Source organism: Bradyrhizobium sp. IC3195 (assembly GCF_020193585.1).
Lineage (GTDB): Bacteria > Pseudomonadota > Alphaproteobacteria > Rhizobiales > Xanthobacteraceae > Bradyrhizobium > Bradyrhizobium yuanmingense.
On sequence record NZ_JADYVG010000002.1, the window covers coordinates 285,868 to 303,307 of the forward strand.

The following is a 17,440-nucleotide window of genomic DNA, read 5'->3' on the forward strand; positions in this document are numbered from 1 at the left end:
ATGCTGTTTCTACGAGGAAATTGCAAAGACAGTAGGATATAAAATCCGATACTCATTCGCAGCGGTTTGCATCGCTTCGCAGTCTCGATGCAAATTTTTCACACCAAAAATCGCGACAGAAAAAAATCGGCTGCTTTTGCGGAAATGCTGCCTGCCCCGCTGCTCAGCCTCATCCCAAGTTACGGGTTACGGTTCGGGTTACGTTACGGTTACGGATTTCCGCGGGTTACGGAGTTACGTTACGGTTCGGCTCTCTATAGAGAGCCGTAACCCGTAACCGTACCTCACCGACCCAACCTGCGCGGAGGCGTAATGACCCCCAGACCGAATATGCAAGAGTTTGCGACCATCGCGGGATTGATTTTGGATCAGCTAGCCGAAACGCATCCGATACGAACCCGAATATCTGAAGACGCCATCATGCAGACCATGAAGATTGAGCACGCGATGCAGGTCATGGAGTCAGGTCGGATGTTCAAAGAGGTGTACACAGCCACGCTCAAATGGCTTGTACTTGAGGGGTTTGTCGACCACGGCCTCGTGGAATTATATTGCCTGACAACTAAGTCGTTAGCTGCTCTGAACGCCGTGCCAGCAAATCTTGGTGGCAAAAGCATTGGCCAGTCGATTTCCGATGCCAAGCACGACGAAGACGCGGGTGAGCGGCGAAGCCGAATTGCGTCGTTCTTCGGCGACTTGATTGGCTCAGCCGCCGGATCATTCACAAAATCGATGGGGAGCGGAGGCTAGGAGGCGTGGTCCACCCTCCACCGGCCTGCCGACTCGCGAACCATAGAACGGTCTTCCAATGCCTTGCGAAGATCGTGCAGCGTGGCTTTGCGATTGGCCCCGATGCCCAATGCCTTTGCTTCGCTGTTCCACTCCTCCAAGGTCAAGCCAGCGGCCCCAGCATCATGGAGGATGCGGAAGAACGTCTGCTGGTTGGCCGAGAGTTTGGTTGACCGAGACATCGGGGCAGGCGCGTCTGCGGTCTCCACGACGTTGACCGTGATCGGGTCGCCGTCCTCGTCCAAGCCGAACTCATGCACTTTCGACTTGAAGGAGAACAGCGGGCCTTCGGGAGCGTCGTTAGCCTTCGTGATGCTCGCCGTCTTGATCTCGTCGCCGCTGATCGTCACCAGCATGTCGACGTCCCCGACGAGCGCGTTGCTTCCGCGCGGTCCGCGGTCCGCTTCCTTTCCCGTGTGCCCGATCAGAGCCACGTGGGGGCCGCCCGTGACGTTTTTGATGCGCTGGAGGTTGGCGAAGATTGCGCCCTGGTCCTTGGCCTGGTTCTCGTCGCCCCCGCCGGCGGCGATCAGCTTGGCCCAGGTGTCGAAGATTAGCACGCCAACGCTGGTAGCTTGATCGTAGTCTGGGCCGTAGAACTCCGCTTCGACGTCCGCGATGGTGTCGAGCACCTTCCTGACCGATTCCGGCCGGACTAGGTCGACAACCGCGGGCACAACCGCGATTGGCAGCCGATCGAGCCCCTTGCTTTTCGCGATTGCAAGCAGGCGCCGCCGTACGAGATCCGCCCGCTCCAGGGCGAAATAGATCACCCCTGTCTGATGTTTGTTGCGGTGGCCGAACCAATCGGAGCCGCTGGCTATCGCGACTGCGGCATCCGCCAGCAGTGCGGACTTTAGACTTCCAGGAGGACCAACCCATGCTGACGTCTCGTCGCGGGCGAAGATGCCCTTGATGATGTGGGACTTGGTGGCCTCGGTTGGACTACGAATGTTGCCAAACAGCTCGAACCCGAAACCCTTCGGACGCGCCTGTGCGATGTCCGGGGTTCTCATTCGCACCTCATCAGCTCGGGATAGACGAGATCCAAAGCGCCCATTTGCTCTAGCCGCTGATCAACCTCTCGACTTGAAAGGTTGCCATTCTTGAGGCTCACGCCGAGGATCTTGGCCTCGCTCTCCAACCACTTCGCGCGGGTACACATGAAGCGGAGGCCGGCGAGCTGCAGCTGCTTCCGGATCTCGGGGTCAGAGACCATGAGGGCGTGCCTACCCATGACCACCTGCCTTCGCGGCAATCTCCGCAGCCAGCTTGAGGGGGATGACCACAAGAGGCTCTCTGCGGTCCGCCCGGACAATCAGCAGATCGCGAGCCTCCAGCCACTTGTAGAGTTCGCGGAAGCCGTCCGCGCGGCACTTAACTTCGGCTACGCGATCGACGCCGATCACCGGCACCGTGACATCACCGAGATAGGAGCCGCCGGCAGAGCCACTTAGCGGCACCCGCTCGGCGGCAAAGCCGCGATCCTGGAGGAATTTGACGATCGCACGCTCGGCACGATTGCCTTTGTCCCGTGATTTGCGTCCACCCCTCATCACAGCGCCTCCGGCGGGCAGATGCGGTCGATGGCAGCGCCGATTGGGGATGAGGCGATGCCGAATTTGTCGCGCTTGATGCTGTGGGCAATCTGGCGCAGCGAAACCCCGTACTGAAGCGCCAGGCTGGCGATGATCGCTGCGTCGGACATGAGCACGTCGAGCATGGAATCCAGTCGATCGGCGTTCAGGAACACTTCGCCGATCTCCCCGTCGGGCTTGAAGCCGACCGTCATGGTGATGTGGATGCCGTCGCGATCGAATTCCTGCGTTTCGTTCGGCCGGCAGTTGGGAAGGCGTTCGCGGATACTCATGCGCGCGCCTCCCCGAAAGCCAACTCCGCAACCACAACAGCGGTGTGCGGCGGGAGGGCAAAAATCTCGGCAAGGTATTGCCTACGCCGAAGCTCAAGGGCATATTCCGGTTCGATCTTGCCAGCCGCTAGATTGATTGCCGGAACGCCCCGTGCCGCCAGCGCGGGGTTTTCCATTTGAGAGGTCATGCTTAAGCAGCCTCCCCGTTCAGATGGAGCCGCCAGCTCATTTCCTGCTGGACCGCCCCGAGCGACTGGCGAAGAGCTAGTTCAACAACGGCAAGATCAACTTCGTTGGCCGGCCAAGTCGCGCCGGCGGCTGCTTCGTGAATTTGGCGAACAATGCCCTCGGTGGTAACCACCGTGTTGATAGCGGCAATCTGCATGGTTCACGCAGCCTCCCCGAGCAGGTGTTCGAGCAAGCGGCGCCGCGAAGCGACCCAGCGGCCAGCTACTTTCTTCGCCGGCAAAGCTCCCTGCGCCAGCAGGTGATTGGTTGCCACGACCGATCGCTTGATGACGCCAGCGATCCCCTCTGCTCCCCAAACGATGTCCCCTGAGTCTTCGATCTGCTTGTCCATTTGCGGCTCCTGTTCGGACGGCTTTCAAAATGCCCGCAGAAGATTGATTCGATCTTATACGGTATCCGTTACATACAGGGCTTGCGAACGGGCCGGAAGTAGCCTAATCTCCATAGATCGTTTGGCAGGGAATAAGCGTTACATGTCCCCACTGGAGCTGGAATGGTCGCGGTGCACAGATGGTGTGCGGCTCACGCACGATCATCGAGGAAGCCGTTTTGAATGCCGATCGGAGTCCAGAGACACAGTGCGCCGCCGCTTGGCAGGTCTAGAGGAGACCTTGATCGTCGATTTTCTGAATGCGACGCACCCAAAGGAGATCGCTCACGCGACGAAGGTCGGGCGCAAGGAGACCAAGAGAGCTGGCATTGATGCCGGTTTCGTCGGCTTCTTCAGCAAGTACGGCCTCCCTATCGAGGGGAAGTCGATGAAACGGGAATTTGCTGAAGAGCAGCAGGCCGAGATCGAGCAGCTTTTCTGGGCCGCGGTTGGGACGGAAGACAAGAGCGTTGATATCGCTGCGGCAGATTTCAATCGCCTGATAGTGGAATGGGCGGGCTATTCGGTGAAGCCCGCATTGCGCCGTTCAGACGAGGGACACCCTCAGCTAATCTACCGAGTAGCAAACCTGTTGGCCTACATGGCGATGGAAGCCGCGCTGATCGCTGAAGCCGGCGCAAAAGCCAAGCATTGCGAAAACTGTTTCACGCTGTTCATTCACGGCCCTCGGACCGGACGTCGGTCACATGCTGAATATTGCTCGGACAAGTGCCGCGTAGCTGCCCTACGTAAGCGCAATAAAGGAAAGGCCTGATTATGTCGGTACGCAAGCGGACATGGAAGACCAGCAAAGGCGAAGCGCGCGAAGCTTGGATCGTCGATTACGTCGACCAGGCCGGCAACCGTTGCATCCAGACCTTCGAGCGCAAGAAAGAAGCGGACGCCTATCACGCGACCGTCAGGGTGGAAGTGTCTGAGGGCACCCACACTCCACGCAGTCGGAGCGTCACGGTTCGAGAGGCGGGCGAAGCTTGGCATGCAGCTTGCGAGCGAAACGGGCTCGAACGAAGTTCTCTCACCCAGTACCGCGACCATCTCGACCTGCACATCTATCCCTATTTGGGCGCAGTGAAGCTCAGCGATCTCTCGGCACCCATGGTGCGGGACTTTTCGGACAAACTGCTGGACGGCAAGCCCGCGCCGGGCACGACCGAAGAAAAGAAGCGGTCGCCGGCCCTGGTCAAAAAGGTCGTCAGCAGTCTCGGCTCGCTCCTGGCCGACGCTCAGGAGCGCGGCGCTATCAATCAGAATGTTGTCCGAGTGCTGTCGGCGCGCCGGAAGCGCGGCCAATCCAAGAAGGCCGAGCGCCGTCAGCGAGGCAAACTTAAGGTCGGCATCGATATCCCCGCCCCGGCCGAGATCCGCCAGCTGATCGCATCACTGGAGGGCCGTTGGCGCCCCCTCCTCCTGACGGCCATCTTCACGGGGTTGCGAGCCTCGGAGCTGCGCGGTCTCCGCTGGGTCGATGTCGACCTCCAGAAGAGCGAACTTCACGTCCGCCAGCGCGCCGACATCTACAACGAAATCGGCATGCCGAAGAGCGAATCGGGCGAACGCACGGTTCCGATGCCGCCGATCCTGACCAACACGTTAAGGGAATGGAAACTAAAGTGCCCGAGGCGCGACACCGGGGAAAAAGACGAGACCGGCGAGCCGATCAAAGCCTTGGAGTTTGTCTTCCCGAACGGCAGCGGGAACATCGAGAGCCTGTCCAACATCCTCCAGCGCGGCTTGCAACCAGCGATGATCGCCGCGGGCGTGACCGTCCCCGCCGTCGATGCCGAGGGAAACCCGACGGTCGAAGCCAAGTACACGGGCATGCACTCACTGCGTCACTTCTACGCTTCCTGGTGCATCAACCGCCGGGCCGAGGGCGGGCTTGAGCTGCCGTTGAAGGTCGTTTCAGGCCGGCTGGGGCACTCCACCATCGCGATGACAGCGGACACCTATGGTCACCTCTTCCCCCGCGGCGACGACGGCGCCGAGCTGGAAGCGGCAGAGCGCCAGCTGCTGAGCGCGACATAAACGCAACATGCCGGCCCAAGAGCCGGCATCGTCATCATCTAACTGATTGATTTTGCTGGCGCGCTCGGAAGGATTCGAACCTCCGACCCTCGGAATCGAAATCCGATGCTCTATCCAGCTGAGCTACGAGCGCCCTGGCCCGAGTAGCGGGCCACCGAGATCCGCCGGCCGGCACTGGCGAGGAGCCAGTACACCCGACGGCGGTCGGATTGGTTCGAATTAGCAGAGAGGCCGGCCAATAAAAAGCCCTTCCCACCTCGATCGAGGCAGCCGAAGGCGCTGTTACCAGGTCGTGTTGAAGAGGCCGAAATGCGGCTGCTGAGCGACCAGCATCATGGGGCGGCCCGGCTGATGCGCCGGTTGCGTCCTGACGATCTTACGCTTGGGCTGAGCCTGGACAGGAGACGCTTGGGCCTGGAACGTCTGGGGCTGGCCCGCGTCGGACTTCCTCGCTGCGGCGGTCCCGGCCCTCGGCTCTGGCGTGAACTGGGCGAAGGTCTCGCGCACCCGCGTCTTGGCAGACATCTCGGCCAAAGCCGGCGACAGGCTCTCCTGTACCGGTGGCTGGGGAGCCGCAACTGCGGCAGTCTGAACCGCGGGTGCGACAATCGTCGGCTGGCTGGTGTCGAGGACGACGCGCTCAGGCAGATGGCGGTCGGACCGGATTCGGATCAGCGGCTGGTCGTTGCTTGCGGTCGCGACGGCCTGCGCTACGGGCGCCGCCGGGAGAACGAAATCCGCCGCGAACAGCAGTGTGAGCAAAGCTCCACCGACAAAGATGAAATACCTAAAGATGGGCATTGGCCGCGCTCCGCCCCCCGCATCCCCGCGTGGGCTCTGCTCGCCTCAACAGGCGATCTTCCAATTGGTTCCTGGCCCAGCCGTTCGGTTCAAATGGTGATGCATAGTTTTCGGCCAAGGACTGCAGAAGGTAACTTTTCAGCTACCGGGACAAGTCGCCTTCAAGCACGGCGTGCTGCAACCGGGGAACATTTTGCCTGATCGGCATTCACGTTAACGAAGCCGATCGGGATACGCACAAAGGTCTTGCGGCTCTTCATGCTGACCGGATCGGCCAGCACGCGGCTGCGGTCGGTCAGATGACTTCCATCGCGCCGCGTGAAGGCGCAGACGATCTCGACATCCTTTACGGCATAGTCGTTGTCGTTTCGCAGCGTGAACGTCACCAGGGCTTTGGAGCCGAGGCCGCCGCGACGCCAGGTCTGTGATGAAATCCTGAGACGACCAAGTTCTGCTGTCGCCGGCACCTGAGCTTCGGACACTGGCGAGGCTACTTTGGACGCATCGCCGGAGGGAGGCGCTTCAACAGCCGCCAGCTCAGGCCTCACCGGCTCAGCACTGTTGCCCTTGGAGAGAGGTAGCAGCATCCAAATGCCGCAACCGACGATGATTGCCGCCAGCAGCCATAGAAGGCTTCGGCCAAATGAGACGCTCGCAATCGTCACCGCCCGCGCCAGTCGTTCGCCGGTGCCGGCCAAGCGCCCCAATCCGAGTCGGTCGAGCCTCGCATTCATGGTTGCACACCGATCGCGACCGCAGCACCATCGAAGATGGATTTAGTCACAGCTTACCTTAATTCGGGCGACGAACTAAGGTTCCCCCAACGTCATGCGAGTCGGCAACGGCGGTGGTGGCCACCGGCGATACTGCTAGCATGCGCCATAGCATCGAAAAGACCCGTTGGGAGATTATGAAATGCCGTTCGCCGTCGCTTGGGATCACGTCCATCTGCGCAGCCCCGATCCGGAGGCCACCGCGGCCTGGCTGCAGGACATCCTTGGTGGCGAGATCGTGCGCGCGCCGGGACGAATCGACGTGAACCTCGGCGGAGCCAGGATCTTCATCGCGCCACTCGAGGGCGACAGCGCCGTCAGCCCGCCACCTCCGCACCCGCATCAGGGCCTCGACCATTTCGGCTTGACGGTGAAGGACATCGACGCGGTCGCCGCCGAGATCAAGGCCAAGGGTGTCACGTTCACGCGCGAGCCGACGACCATTCGTCCCGGCGTACGCATCTGCTTCATCCGCGGGCCCGAAGGCATCTCGATCGAGCTGCTCGAGCGCGACAAGAAATATACCTGACGCGACGGGGCGCCCCGCCGTCCAGGCACCGAGCCGGCGACGACGTCACGCCCGAAGGCTAAGTCATGCTACCGGGCATAAAGCAGCGGATGGTGACACCCATGTAGCCGTAGATCGGCCAGACCATGGTGCGTCCCACCCGGTTCGGCTCCGAGATCACGGCCTCCGCGGGCACGTCGACCCAGACGAGCTCCTGCTGCTGGCCATCGAGCGCATAGCCATAGCGCGGGACGCGGACGCGATAATGCCCGTCCTTGCTGTCCCAGTCGGAGTCCGAGAGCGCCGAACCGTCGGCATCGGAGCAGCAGGGCCCCTTGCCGCTGCGCAGACTGTCGAACCAAGCCTTCAATTCGGGATTGGTGTTGACGAACTGCCCGCGGTCACGCGCGTGCCCGGAGGAGGCTGCGAGCGCGATCAAAGCCAACGCGGGCGCCAGCCTCGTCAGGCTTGCCCGGCGTATCGCATCGCCAATCCGCCGTTGTTCGCTTTTGCAATTCGTGGGACGCGCACTGTACAGACGCGGCTCATTGCCGCCGGAATCGATCCAGTTGGTCACGTTCGTCTTGCTCCAGCACCCCGCGGCCAGTGCAACAATGGTTATGCATTTCGCGGGCCAACTCTGATTCGCAACGTCGGGCCTCGCCTCACCATCAGAGCGTCACGACGGTGTCATGGACAAGCCGGAACAACTACGGCTCGCAGGCCGCGGCGACCGGCCCGGCAAACTGCCTCGTTGCGCGCAGGGATGGGCTTTGGCATAAAAGCGGGACCGGTTGCGCCATTGGGCGATGGCGGCCGGCCTACGGGACGTTATGAAAAACGGCCTCTATTCAATTCACGTCACCCTGCTCGATGGTCGAGTCGGCAAGGGCAGCGGCGTGATTCTCTTCCGCGACGGCAAGATTCTCGGCGGCGATGCCTACCTGTATTACACCGGCAGCTACACGGTGAAGGACAACAACAGCTTCAAGGGCGAGGTGCTGGTGCAACGGCACACCTCGCCTCGAGGCGATGACAATCCGCTGTTCGGCGGCCCTGCCCCGGTCGGCATCGGCGTCACCGGCACGTTCACGGACACGCGCGGACAGATGACCGGCACCGCGCTGGTCGGCAAGGCCAGCCAGATCTTCGGCGCGACGCTGCACAAGCTTGCAGACGTCGATTAGCTATTCCGCGGCCTGTTCGAGCGGCGCCACACGCGGCAGGATCATCTGGATGCGCGTACCGCCACCCGGTTCGGAATCGAGATCGAGCCGGCCACCGAGCCGGTTGGTGACGATGCTGTAGACGATGTGCAGCCCGAGGCCGGTGCCGCCTTGGTCGCGCCGCGTGGTGAAAAACGGATCGAAGGCGCGGCGACGGACGTCGAGCGACATGCCGCAGCCATTGTCGGAGAAGATGATCTCGACGTTGTCCTTGCCGGACTCGCGCACCTGGATCTCGATCGTCCCGGGCCGGCCGTCCGGGAAGGCGTGCGCCACCGAGTTCAGAAACAGATTGGTCAGCACCTGGCCGTACGGGCCGGGATAGCTGTTCATGGTCAGGTCCGGCTGACACTCGACGTTGAGCGTCAGATTGTGCTTACGCAGGCCCGGCCGCAGGCTCATCACCACCTGCTCGGTGAGGTCACCGAGATCGAAAGTACGCTGATCCGAATAATTGCGGTCGGCGGCGACCTGCTTGAACGACTGGATCAGCTCGGCGGCGCGGTTGAGATTGGAGACGAGCTGCGAGGACGCATCGCGGCTGGTGCTGAGGAAGTCGTTGAGCGTGGAGCGGCGCAGCTCGCCGCGCTCGACTTCGGCGGTGAACATGGCGGTCTTGCGCTCCAGCGCGGAGGCGACGGTGAGACTGATGCCGACGGGATTGTTGACCTCGTGGGCGACGCCGGCGACGAGGCGCCCGAGCGCGGCCAGCTTCTCGGCCTCGATCAGGGAGGCCTGGGTCTCGCGGAGATTGCGCAGCGCGGTTTCGGCGGCTTCCTTGGCCTTGCGCATCTCCTGCTCGCCGCGCTTGCGCTCGCCGATATCGAGCGCAACGGTCACGATCCGCTCGATCTCGCCCTCGGCGTCGAGCAGCGGCAACTTGTTGACCAGCCATTGCCGCATGTTGCCGGAGGCGTCCTGATACTCCTCCTCGTAGAAACCGAGACCTTTTCGAAGCTTGAGCACCCGCTTGTCGCTCTCGTCCGACTTGGATGCGCCGTAGCGCGACATCAGGTCGGCCGTGGTGCGGCCGAGCGCCTCGCCGGGCTCGATGCCGAAGATGCCGGCCATGTAGCGGTTCATCAGCACGTAGCGCAGATTGCGATCCTTGACGTTGATCACCGCCGGCACGGTGTCGATGACCTGCTGGAGCAGGCGCCGGCCTTCGGCGATGGCTTCCTCCGCCCGCTTCTGGTCGGTGATGTCGCGCAGCGTGCCCTCGTAGCGGATGATGTTGCCCGCTTCGTCTCGCACGCCCGTGGCGCTGTCGGAGAGCCAGAGGATGTCGCCGCTGCGCTGGCGCACCTGATACTCGAACTCGCGCACCATGCCGTCGCGCGCCATCAGCCGCTGGTATTCGGCGCGCGCCTCGGGGTGGACGTAGATCGTGTGGGCGATGTCGCTGATGCTGTCGATCAGCTGCTGCGGGCTGTCGTAGCCCATCATGCGCGCCAGCGCGGGATTGGCGTTGAGGAGGTCACCGGCCGGGGTCGTCACGTAGATGCCGTCGATGGAGCCTTCGAACAGTTTTCGATAGCTCTCCTCGGCGAGCCGCTGCTCGGTGAGCGCGCGCACCGCCGCCTCGCGCGCGGTGTCGGCCTCCTCCAGCGCGCGGCGAAACACTTCGGCCGCCCGCGCAATGTCGCCGATCTCGTTGCCAAGGTCGGCGGACGGAATTGAGACATCTTTCCGGCCGGCGGCAAGCGCGCGAATGGATCGCGCGATCTGGGCGAGCGGACGCACCGTCCTGCGAACCACGAACCAGGCAGCGCCGATGCCGATCAGCACGCCGACCGTGCCGAGCACGATGCTCTGCCATCGCGCCTCGGTCAGTGTCCGGGCGAAGTCGCGCGACAGCACATGACCGCGTCGGGAGCTGACCTCGCGCAGCAATTCGGTGACGCGGCCGATCAGCCGTCCTTCCGTTCCCAGCACCTCGCGATCGATGTCGGCGATCTGCCGCTCGCGGACGGCGACGGCCATGATCGCCTCGGCATAGTCGTTCACCGCCGACTTCAGCTTGGCATCGGCAATATCGAGCCCCCGCATTCCCTGTGCAGCCTGCTCGGCTGCGGACGGGTTGCGCGCGAGCAGCCCGATCGCGATCCGGCCCTGTGCCTCGGACAGGCGGGACGCCAGCTCGCGGTCCGCGGTGCCTTCAACCGCTGCGTCGAATTGTTCGCGCAGCGGCGGCAGTCCGGCGAGCAGCTGGGCGCGGCGGTCGATCAGCGTGGAGATCCGCTCGAGGCCGGAGCGATAGGTTGCGAGCCGCTCGGTGACCCCGTCGAGCATGTCCTGCTGCTCGGGCGCGAGCTCGATGCGGGTCTTCTTCAGGATGTCGCTGAGCGTCGAGGCCGCCTCGCCGACCTGCTGGAACTGGATGCCGGCACCGGGATCTGTGACGAAGTCGCGCGCGGCAAGACGCAGTTCGTTCATGCGGCGATCGATGTCCTCGGCGAGGTCACCGACGCTCTGCAGCCGCTGCAGCTCGGCGAAGGTCGAATCGATGTGCCGGATCGCAATCACGCTCGCAGTCGAGGTGACGATGATCACCGCCAGCACCAACAGGAAGCTACCGAAGGTGAGCTGGCCGATGGAGAGCGAGAAAGTTCGCCTTTTCTCAGGGGACGGCTTCAATTCGGCGGACATTGGTGGTTTGAGGACCGGACTGCTGGAGGTCCAATATACGACGTAATGCTGCCCGGGGGGAACATGCCTCGGGACGCGGAATATCGTTAATATTGGGACCTGCCGCCCGCTTCAGCTTTACGACAGTTTGACGCTGGCTGCCCCGCGCGCCGGGATTCATCGATACTTCGCCGCCTGTCGAAGTGTGCTAGCCGACGGGGCCGACCTCGAACACCTCGCCGTCATAGCCGGCCTCGCGGGGGATGCGGAGCTGACGGCCGGTTTCGGTTTTGGTCATCACCGGCATCACCGCAACGATCGAGAGGCCGCGGGCGTGCTCCAGCGCCGCGCTCACGCTTCCCTGCTTGGCGAGCCGGATCAGATTGCGCGTGGTCGGGAACGGCAGCTTGAAGCGGCCGCTTTCGCCGCCCTCCACCGCCTCGCGCGCTGACAGCCAGATCGAATCGGTGGACTCCCGCCCGTCGTGGGCGCCGAGCTGGTCGGGCGGCGCGGCCGCGAGGAAGAACCAGGTATCGAAGCGCTTCGGCATGCCCTCCGGCGTGATCCAGTGTGCGTAAGGCACCAGCGTGTCGAGCGCGAGCTGGAGGCCATTGTCGTCGAGGATCTTCAGGAAGCTGATCTTGTGCTCGTTGAGGGCAACGCGGTGCGCGTCAGCGATCTCGCCGGCGCGGTTGGCATCGACCGCCAGGCCAGTCTGCCTCGATCGCGCCAGCAGGATGCCGCTCTCCTCGAAGGTCTCGCGGATCGCGGCGATCCGGAAGCCGCGGTCCGCTTCGCTGAGGCTTTCGCCGCCCGAATAGAGGTCGGCGCGGGCGACGATCTCGTTGTCGCCGGCATCGACGCTGCCACCGGGAAACACCAGCGCGCCCGAGTTGAACTCGATCTGATGATGGCGGACCATCATGAAGACTTCGATTTCCTTAGTGCCGTCGCGCAGCAGGAGGATCGTCGAGGCCGGGCGTGATGCTGATGTCTCGGCCATGCAACTAGCCTGCGGCGCTGGATTGCGGGCCGAGATTGGCGCGCTTGTCGAAACGGGCGACCCGCGACAAGAGATAGTCGACCTCGGCCTTCGCCGTCGCCGTCATCGTCGCACCGGGCTTGCGCTGCGCGCTGGAAGCGATGATGCCGCGCTTCTGCAGCACGTATTTGCGCACGGTGAGGCCGACGCCAGGCTGTTGCTCGTAGCGGATCAGCGGCAGATGCGCGTCGAAGATGTCATGTGCCGCGTCGCGCCTGCCGGCCTTGGAGAGGTTCACGACGTCGATCAGGAGCTCCGGGAAGGCATAGCCGGTCATGGCGCCGTCGGCGCCGCGCTCCATCTCGAAGTCCAGGAAGGTGCCGCCATTGCCGCAGAGGATCGAGAGCGGACGGAGCGAGCCGTCCTTCTGGAAGCCACGCAGCGTCGAGATCTTCTCCAGGCCCGGCCAGTCCTCGTGCTTGAGCATCACGCAATTCGGATTGTCCATGACGATCTTGCGGATCACGGCGGGGGTGAACACGACCTGCAAGGTCAGCGGATAGTCCTGGAGCACCCAGGGCACATCGGGGCCGATGGCTTCCGCCGCCTGCTTGAAATAGCCGATGATCTGGTCGTCGGTGCGAAGCGAGGGCGGCGGCGCGATCATGACGCCGGCCGCGCCCGCATCCATCGAGGCCTTGGCCAGCGAGCGCATGGTGGCAAAGCCCGGCGCGGAGACGCCGACGATCACCTGCATCTTCTTGGCACGCTTGACGTAGCGCACCGCTACCTGCTCGGCCTCGGCGGCATCGAGTTTGGGGGCCTCGCCGAGGATGCCCAGCACGGTGACGCCGTCGCAGCCGACCTCCTCGTAGAAATCGGTCAGGCGATCGATCGAGCGCTCGTCGATCCGGCCGTCGTCATGGAACGGCGTCGGCGCGATTGCGAAGGTGCCCTTGGCGTCGGCGGTGAGTTTCATCGGTCCTCGTCTTTCTCTAATCTGTCATTCCGGGGCGCGACGCAGTCGCGAGCCCGGAATCCATAACCACGATCCGGAGTATGGATCCCGGGCTCACGCTTCGCGTGCCCCGGGATGACGGCCTTCTAAAACCGCCGCGCCCCCATCTTGATCTGCTCCTCGGAGAAGAAGATCTCCTTGGCGTGATCGACGATGTCCTGGGCCTTCCAGCCCGAGTGCGGCGGCTTCCAGCCTTCCATCTCCATCATCCGCATCTCGCGCACGCCGCGGGGCCCGGACACGCCCAGCACCTTGCCGGTCTGGTCGCCCGACAAGTCGCTGACCATGTATAGCACGGCCGGCGCGATGCCGTCCGGCCCGAGCGCGGCGCCGGGGTTCTCCTTATAGCGGGGCAGGTCTGCGGTCATGCGGGTCAGGGCGCCCGGGGCCAGCGTCCAGATCCGGATGTTGTACTTGCGGCCCTCGATCGCGAGCACGTTGGACAGGCCCCAGATGCCGCCCTTGGCCGCGCCGTAATTGGTCTGGCCGAAATTGCCGATCAGCCCTGACGTCGAGGAGGTGTTGACGATGACGCCGCCGCCGTTTTCCCGCATCCAGCGAAACACCGGCATGGTGCAACAAAAGGTGCCCTTCAGATGGACCTTGATGACCTTGTCCCAGTCGGCCTCGCTGGCCTTGTGAAAGGTCTGGTCGCGCAAAATGCCGGCATTGTTGACCAGGATGTCGGCCCGGCCGAAATGCTTGATGGCGTCGTCGAACACCGACTGGCCGCCTTCCATGGTGGAGATGTCGGCACCGTTCGCGACCGCCTTGCCGCCCTGGGCCCTGATCGCGTCCACGACCTGCTGCGCCATGGACTTGTCGGCGCCGGAGCCGTCGCGGGGACCGCCGAGATCGTTGACCACGACCGAGGCCCCTTCCCGCGCGAACAGCTTTGCGTAGGCCTCACCGAGCCCGCCGCCCGCGCCGGTGATCAGCGCGACCTTGCCGTCGAGTAGTCCCATGGTGGCGTCTCCCTGTTTGTTTTTCTTCCACCTCTCCCCGCTTGCGGGGAGAGGTCGATCGCGTAGCGATCGGGTGAGGGGGTACAGGTCTCAATGCCGTCCCGACTCGTGGTGAGAGCCCCTCACCCCACCCTCTCCCCGCAAGCGGGGCGAGGGAGTGAAACGCCGGTGCCCACTAACCCAGCACCGTCTTGCCGTTCTTGATCACCGTCACCCCGCGCGACTTCACCTTGGCTTCGAACGAGATCACGTTGCCGTCCTTCCAGAGGTCCATGGTCACGGTCTCGCCGGGATAGACCGGCGAGGAGAACCGCGCGACGTGCTGACGGAAGGCGCTCGCATCGTAGTCGGCATAGGTCTGGAGCACGCCGCGGCAGGTGATGCCGTAGGTGCACATGCCGTGCAGGATCGGACGCGGGAAGCCGGCTTTCTTGGCGAACTCGGGATCGGAGTGCAGCGGGTTGCGGTCGCCGCAGAGGCGATAGACCAGCGCCTGGTCGGGGCGCGTGGTGATGTCGATGGTCTTGTCCGGCTCGCGCGATGGGATCTTGTGCGGATCGGGCTGGGTCAGGTTCGGCCCGCCGAAGCCGCCATCGCCGCGGGCAAAGCGCGAGGCGACCAGCGTTGCCAGCTTCTCGCCCTTCTCGTTCTTCAGCACGGTCTGGTGAACGATGACCACGCCCTTGTCCTTGCCCTTGTCGTAGACTTCGAGCACCGAGGAGTCGGCGGTGATGTTGGCGGCGACCGGCAGCGGCTGGTGGAAGGTGATGTCCCGTTCGCCGTCGACCACCATGACGCGGTTGAGATTCATCTCGCCCGGGCCCGAGCCCCAGGCCGCGACAGAGGCGAAGGTCGGCACCACCTTCAGCGGCCGCGGCGTGAACGTGCCCTCGTTGACGAAGGCGAGTTCGTTCTCGTCCATGGGATCGGCACCGAGGCCGATGCCGTAGGCGTAGAGCATGACTTCGCGATCGGTGTAGGCGTATTTCTGGCCGAGATTTTTCAGGCCTTTGAGCTCTTCGTATCTGGCGGACATTCTTCTGGTTTCTCCCGGGATTTCACCGGCGCTTACTGATGCGCCCTCTCCCCTTGCGGGAGAGGGCTCCGAGGTGCCGGCCACATACGCGTTCGGGTGAGGGGTTGCTTCCACGTTGAAGATTCTCTCCGTGGAGAGAACCCCTCATCCGGCGCTTCGCGCCACCTTCCCCCGCAAGGGGGGAAGGAAGAAAGCAATCAAGCCACCGTGAAGAACGGCAGCGGGGCGCCGTCGGTCGGCTTGAACACCACCTTCACCTTCTGACCGATCTTGAGCTTCTCCAGATCGCAGTCGACGAAATTGGTTTGCACCGATGGCCCCTCCTTCAGCGTGACGTAGCCGATGGCGTAAGGACCGGTCGGCGATTTCCGCATCAAGCTGTAGGTGTAGATCGTGCCCTCGCCCGAGGCCTGCTCCCACACCGTCTTGTCGGAGTAGCAGAACGGGCAGATCGAGCGCGGGAAGTAATGCGCTTCGCCGCAGGCGGTGCAGCGCTTGATCATGAACTTGCCCTCTTTCGCGGCGTCCCAGAACGCTGATGTCTCGGGATTCGTCACCGGGGCCGGATACTTTTTCACTTCGCTCATCACACGCGCTCCAGAATGGCGGTCGAGGCGGCGTGGCGGACGCCGAGGAGGCCGCCGGTGCCGTGGGCGATGGCGAGATCGCAATTCTTGACCTGCACCTTCGGATGCGCCTCGCCGCGCAGCTGCCTGACGGCCTCGAGGATCTTGGTCATGCCGCCGCGGTTGACGGGGTGGTTGCTGCAGAGGCCGCCACCATCGGTGTTGAACGGCAGCTTGCCGACGCCCGAGATCAGGTTGCCGTCGGCGACGAACTTGCCGCCCTCGCCCTTCTTGCAGAAACCGAGGTCTTCGAGCTGCATCAGCACGGTGATGGTGAAGCTGTCATAGATCGAGGCGTATTTGATGTCCTTCGGCGTGATGCCGGCTTCCTCGAACGCACGCGGACCGGACCAGACGCCGGCGGAGTAAGTGAGGTCGAGATCTTTGCCGCCGCGCGGGCCCTTCATCGCCTCGCCATGGCCGATCAGGCGCACCAGCGGCTTCTTCAGGCTCTTGGCAATCTCCGGCGTCGTCACGATCAGCGCGCCGCCGCCGTCGGAGACGACGCAGCAATCCATGCGATGCAGGGGATCGGAGATCATCGGCGAGTTCAGGACGTCCTCGACAGTGACCACGTCCTTGAGCATCGCATGCGGATTGTACTGCGCGTGATGCGAGGCCGCGACCTTGATCCAGGCGAGCTGCTCGGAGGTGGTGCCATAGTCGTGCATGTGGCGCATGGCACACATGCCATAGGCATTGTGCGTGGTCGCCCCGTAAGCGGTTTCGAAATCGACCTCGGCGCCGGAAGCGCGCGGCGGCATCGCGCCGGTGCGCGGCTTGCCGGCGAGCGTCACGAGCGCGATCGAGCATTTGCCCGCGGCGATCGCCTCGGCGGCATGGCCGAGATGGATGATGTAGGAGCAGCCACCGGTCTCGGTGGAATCAATGTGGCGAAGCTTCTTGGTGTTCAGGCCGAGATAATCGACCATCGGCCAGGCGCCGCCGGGCGCGTCGCCCGCACAGAAATAGCCGTCGATATCATCCTTGCTGATCCCGGCATCCTCGATCGCGCCCTTGGCGACCTCGGCGTGGAGCTGGGCGGTGGATTTGTCCGGCGCATGCCGGGTCGGGTGTTCGTAGATCCCGGCAATGTAGGCCTTGCCCTTGATGGTCAAAACTTCAGTCTCCGCTCGCGTCTTGTCTTGGTGCTTTTTTCTGAACCGCACCGGGCTGATTGGCAAGCGCGGAAATATTCCGCCCCGCGAGAGAGCGGCGGATTGGCGCGAGTGGAGCACATCCGAAATCCGGGCCTCGGATAGCAAGCGAACCTGCCCGCCGCGTCGTCATTGCGAGGAGCCCTTGCGATGAAGCAATCCAGAGCCCCTCCATTGAGGAATTCTGGATTGCTTCGCTACGCTCGCAATGACGGAGTTTGTTGCCACTGATGGCGCTGCTTCAAGTCAAGACTCGTTCGCAGACACACGCCCGCATCCTCGCGGCACATCTCGCCCGAGTTTTGCTCCCGTCTTGCTCCCTCCGAAGACAGAGGGCGCAGGGAAGACCGGGTGCCGGCTGGGCACCCACGGTCCGCTGTGCGCGAATTGCGCGAA

22 protein-coding genes and 1 tRNA gene are annotated in these 17,440 nt (G+C 63.4%); 5 read left to right on the forward strand and 18 right to left on the reverse strand.

The features are described 5' to 3' along the window. Positions 1–312: 312 nt before the first annotated feature. Complete coding sequence (locus tag I6F09_RS04955; protein WP_225187592.1) at positions 313–750, forward strand: hypothetical protein; 438 nt, start codon at positions 313–315, stop codon at positions 748–750. On the opposite strand, the gene I6F09_RS04960 is transcribed toward I6F09_RS04955, so the two are convergent. The 7 genes from I6F09_RS04960 to I6F09_RS04990 are packed head-to-tail and all read right to left on the reverse strand — an operon-like array spanning position 747 to position 3,239. After that, positions 747–1,805 carry an AAA family ATPase gene (locus I6F09_RS04960; protein WP_225187593.1) on the reverse strand — a complete coding sequence of 353 codons (1,059 nt, stop codon included), beginning with the start codon at positions 1,803–1,805 and terminating at the stop codon, positions 747–749. The two genes, I6F09_RS04955 and I6F09_RS04960, sit on opposite strands and share 4 nt — an antisense overlap. Next, on the reverse strand, positions 1,802–2,008 hold the full coding sequence (locus tag I6F09_RS04965; protein WP_225187594.1) for a hypothetical protein: 207 nt from the start codon (positions 2,006–2,008) through the stop codon (positions 1,802–1,804). Before I6F09_RS04965 ends, I6F09_RS04960 begins: the two co-directional genes overlap by 4 nt. A gap of 10 nt (positions 2,009–2,018) precedes the next feature. Continuing rightward, positions 2,019–2,345: a hypothetical protein gene (locus I6F09_RS04970; protein ID WP_225187595.1), complete on the reverse strand. Its 327-nt coding sequence runs from the start codon at positions 2,343–2,345 to the stop codon at positions 2,019–2,021. Next, complete coding sequence (locus I6F09_RS04975) at positions 2,345–2,659, reverse strand: hypothetical protein (RefSeq protein WP_225187596.1); 315 nt, start codon at positions 2,657–2,659, stop codon at positions 2,345–2,347. The genes I6F09_RS04970 and I6F09_RS04975 overlap by 1 nt, the downstream gene beginning before the upstream one ends. After that, complete coding sequence (locus tag I6F09_RS04980) at positions 2,656–2,847, reverse strand: hypothetical protein (protein WP_225187597.1); 192 nt, start codon at positions 2,845–2,847, stop codon at positions 2,656–2,658. Before I6F09_RS04980 ends, I6F09_RS04975 begins: the two co-directional genes overlap by 4 nt. 2 nt (positions 2,848–2,849) lie before the next feature. Then, positions 2,850–3,044 carry a hypothetical protein gene (locus tag I6F09_RS04985; protein ID WP_225187598.1) on the reverse strand — a complete coding sequence of 65 codons (195 nt, stop codon included), beginning with the start codon at positions 3,042–3,044 and terminating at the stop codon, positions 2,850–2,852. Between the two features lie 3 nt (positions 3,045–3,047). Beyond that, on the reverse strand, positions 3,048–3,239 hold the full coding sequence (locus tag I6F09_RS04990) for a DNA-binding protein (RefSeq protein ID WP_225187599.1): 192 nt from the start codon (positions 3,237–3,239) through the stop codon (positions 3,048–3,050). Between the two features lie 280 nt (positions 3,240–3,519). Here I6F09_RS04990 and I6F09_RS04995 point away from each other — a divergent pair, with 280 nt between their 5' ends. Both I6F09_RS04995 and I6F09_RS05000 read left to right on the forward strand, forming a co-directional pair. Continuing rightward, complete coding sequence (locus I6F09_RS04995) at positions 3,520–4,053, forward strand: hypothetical protein (RefSeq protein WP_225187600.1); 534 nt, start codon at positions 3,520–3,522, stop codon at positions 4,051–4,053. A 2-nt stretch (positions 4,054–4,055) separates the two neighbouring features. After that, positions 4,056–5,324, forward strand: a complete 1,269-nt coding sequence (locus tag I6F09_RS05000; RefSeq protein ID WP_225187601.1) for a site-specific integrase — start codon at positions 4,056–4,058, stop codon at positions 5,322–5,324. A gap of 56 nt (positions 5,325–5,380) precedes the next feature. Here the strand turns inward: I6F09_RS05000 and I6F09_RS05005 are convergent. The 3 genes from I6F09_RS05005 to I6F09_RS05015 all read right to left on the reverse strand — a co-directional run bounded on the left by I6F09_RS05005 (position 5,381) and on the right by I6F09_RS05015 (position 6,859). Then, a tRNA-Arg gene (locus I6F09_RS05005) sits at positions 5,381–5,457 on the reverse strand. A gap of 149 nt (positions 5,458–5,606) precedes the next feature. Then, complete coding sequence (locus tag I6F09_RS05010; protein ID WP_225187602.1) at positions 5,607–6,125, reverse strand: hypothetical protein; 519 nt, start codon at positions 6,123–6,125, stop codon at positions 5,607–5,609. A 161-nt stretch (positions 6,126–6,286) separates the two neighbouring features. Beyond that, positions 6,287–6,859 carry a hypothetical protein gene (locus I6F09_RS05015; RefSeq protein ID WP_036011161.1) on the reverse strand — a complete coding sequence of 191 codons (573 nt, stop codon included), beginning with the start codon at positions 6,857–6,859 and terminating at the stop codon, positions 6,287–6,289. Positions 6,860–7,040: 181 nt separating this feature from the next. Here I6F09_RS05015 and I6F09_RS05020 point away from each other — a divergent pair, with 181 nt between their 5' ends. Next, a complete protein-coding gene (locus I6F09_RS05020) occupies positions 7,041–7,427 on the forward strand; it encodes a VOC family protein (protein ID WP_036011159.1) in 387 nt (128 codons plus the stop codon). A gap of 58 nt (positions 7,428–7,485) precedes the next feature. Here the strand turns inward: I6F09_RS05020 and I6F09_RS05025 are convergent, their stop codons facing one another. Further along, entirely contained in the window at positions 7,486–7,983 is a 498-nt protein-coding gene (locus I6F09_RS05025; RefSeq protein WP_057029664.1) for a hypothetical protein, read from the reverse strand. A gap of 256 nt (positions 7,984–8,239) precedes the next feature. Between I6F09_RS05025 and I6F09_RS05030 the strand changes: the two genes are divergently transcribed. After that, positions 8,240–8,593: a GrlR family regulatory protein gene (locus I6F09_RS05030; RefSeq protein WP_036011154.1), complete on the forward strand. Its 354-nt coding sequence runs from the start codon at positions 8,240–8,242 to the stop codon at positions 8,591–8,593. Here I6F09_RS05030 and I6F09_RS05035 read toward each other — a convergent pair whose 3' ends face one another. The 7 genes from I6F09_RS05035 to I6F09_RS05065 all read right to left on the reverse strand — a co-directional run bounded on the left by I6F09_RS05035 (position 8,594) and on the right by I6F09_RS05065 (position 17,005). Continuing rightward, a complete protein-coding gene (locus tag I6F09_RS05035) occupies positions 8,594–11,281 on the reverse strand; it encodes a PAS domain S-box protein (protein ID WP_036011152.1) in 2,688 nt (895 codons plus the stop codon). It lies immediately after the preceding gene. 187 nt (positions 11,282–11,468) lie between these two features. Further along, on the reverse strand, positions 11,469–12,263 hold the full coding sequence (locus I6F09_RS05040; RefSeq protein ID WP_225187603.1) for an NUDIX hydrolase: 795 nt from the start codon (positions 12,261–12,263) through the stop codon (positions 11,469–11,471). A gap of 4 nt (positions 12,264–12,267) precedes the next feature. Next, the gene (locus I6F09_RS05045; RefSeq protein WP_225187604.1) at positions 12,268–13,221 is read right to left on the reverse strand and encodes a dihydrodipicolinate synthase family protein; all 954 of its coding nucleotides are present in this window, start codon (positions 13,219–13,221) and stop codon (positions 12,268–12,270) included. A gap of 125 nt (positions 13,222–13,346) precedes the next feature. Beyond that, positions 13,347–14,225, reverse strand: coding sequence for an SDR family oxidoreductase (locus tag I6F09_RS05050; RefSeq protein ID WP_036011144.1), 879 nt, complete (start codon positions 14,223–14,225; stop codon positions 13,347–13,349). A 175-nt stretch (positions 14,226–14,400) separates the two neighbouring features. Continuing rightward, a complete protein-coding gene (locus I6F09_RS05055; protein ID WP_036011141.1) occupies positions 14,401–15,261 on the reverse strand; it encodes a MaoC family dehydratase in 861 nt (286 codons plus the stop codon). 197 nt (positions 15,262–15,458) lie between these two features. Then, entirely contained in the window at positions 15,459–15,848 is a 390-nt protein-coding gene (locus I6F09_RS05060; protein WP_036011139.1) for an OB-fold domain-containing protein, read from the reverse strand. After that, entirely contained in the window at positions 15,848–17,005 is a 1,158-nt protein-coding gene (locus tag I6F09_RS05065) for a thiolase domain-containing protein (RefSeq protein WP_036011137.1), read from the reverse strand. The genes I6F09_RS05060 and I6F09_RS05065 overlap by 1 nt, the downstream gene beginning before the upstream one ends. Positions 17,006–17,440: the final 435 nt, after the last annotated feature.

Bases quoted from the DNA above. Each gene is read 5' to 3' on its own strand.
- I6F09_RS04955 (WP_225187592.1), top strand. From the start codon at position 313: ATGACCCCCAGACCGAATATGCAAGAGTTTGCGACCATCGCGGGATTG.
- I6F09_RS05000 (WP_225187601.1), top strand. From the start codon at position 4,056: ATGTCGGTACGCAAGCGGACATGGAAGACCAGCAAAGGCGAAGCGCGC.
- I6F09_RS05055 (WP_036011141.1), bottom strand. From the start codon at position 15,261: ATGTCCGCCAGATACGAAGAGCTCAAAGGCCTGAAAAATCTCGGCCAG.
- I6F09_RS04960 (WP_225187593.1), bottom strand. From the start codon at position 1,805: ATGAGAACCCCGGACATCGCACAGGCGCGTCCGAAGGGTTTCGGGTTC.
- I6F09_RS04975 (WP_225187596.1), bottom strand. From the start codon at position 2,659: ATGAGTATCCGCGAACGCCTTCCCAACTGCCGGCCGAACGAAACGCAG.
- I6F09_RS05010 (WP_225187602.1), bottom strand. From the start codon at position 6,125: ATGCCCATCTTTAGGTATTTCATCTTTGTCGGTGGAGCTTTGCTCACA.
- I6F09_RS05060 (WP_036011139.1), bottom strand. From the start codon at position 15,848: ATGAGCGAAGTGAAAAAGTATCCGGCCCCGGTGACGAATCCCGAGACA.
- I6F09_RS05050 (WP_036011144.1), bottom strand. From the start codon at position 14,225: ATGGGACTACTCGACGGCAAGGTCGCGCTGATCACCGGCGCGGGCGGC.
- I6F09_RS05045 (WP_225187604.1), bottom strand. From the start codon at position 13,221: ATGAAACTCACCGCCGACGCCAAGGGCACCTTCGCAATCGCGCCGACG.
- I6F09_RS04985 (WP_225187598.1), bottom strand. From the start codon at position 3,044: ATGCAGATTGCCGCTATCAACACGGTGGTTACCACCGAGGGCATTGTT.
- I6F09_RS04980 (WP_225187597.1), bottom strand. From the start codon at position 2,847: ATGACCTCTCAAATGGAAAACCCCGCGCTGGCGGCACGGGGCGTTCCG.
- I6F09_RS04990 (WP_225187599.1), bottom strand. From the start codon at position 3,239: ATGGACAAGCAGATCGAAGACTCAGGGGACATCGTTTGGGGAGCAGAG.
- I6F09_RS05020 (WP_036011159.1), top strand. From the start codon at position 7,041: ATGCCGTTCGCCGTCGCTTGGGATCACGTCCATCTGCGCAGCCCCGAT.
- I6F09_RS05035 (WP_036011152.1), bottom strand. From the start codon at position 11,281: ATGTCCGCCGAATTGAAGCCGTCCCCTGAGAAAAGGCGAACTTTCTCG.
- I6F09_RS04965 (WP_225187594.1), bottom strand. From the start codon at position 2,008: ATGGTCTCTGACCCCGAGATCCGGAAGCAGCTGCAGCTCGCCGGCCTC.
- I6F09_RS04970 (WP_225187595.1), bottom strand. From the start codon at position 2,345: ATGAGGGGTGGACGCAAATCACGGGACAAAGGCAATCGTGCCGAGCGT.
- I6F09_RS05040 (WP_225187603.1), bottom strand. From the start codon at position 12,263: ATGGCCGAGACATCAGCATCACGCCCGGCCTCGACGATCCTCCTGCTG.
- I6F09_RS05015 (WP_036011161.1), bottom strand. From the start codon at position 6,859: ATGAATGCGAGGCTCGACCGACTCGGATTGGGGCGCTTGGCCGGCACC.
- I6F09_RS05030 (WP_036011154.1), top strand. From the start codon at position 8,240: ATGAAAAACGGCCTCTATTCAATTCACGTCACCCTGCTCGATGGTCGA.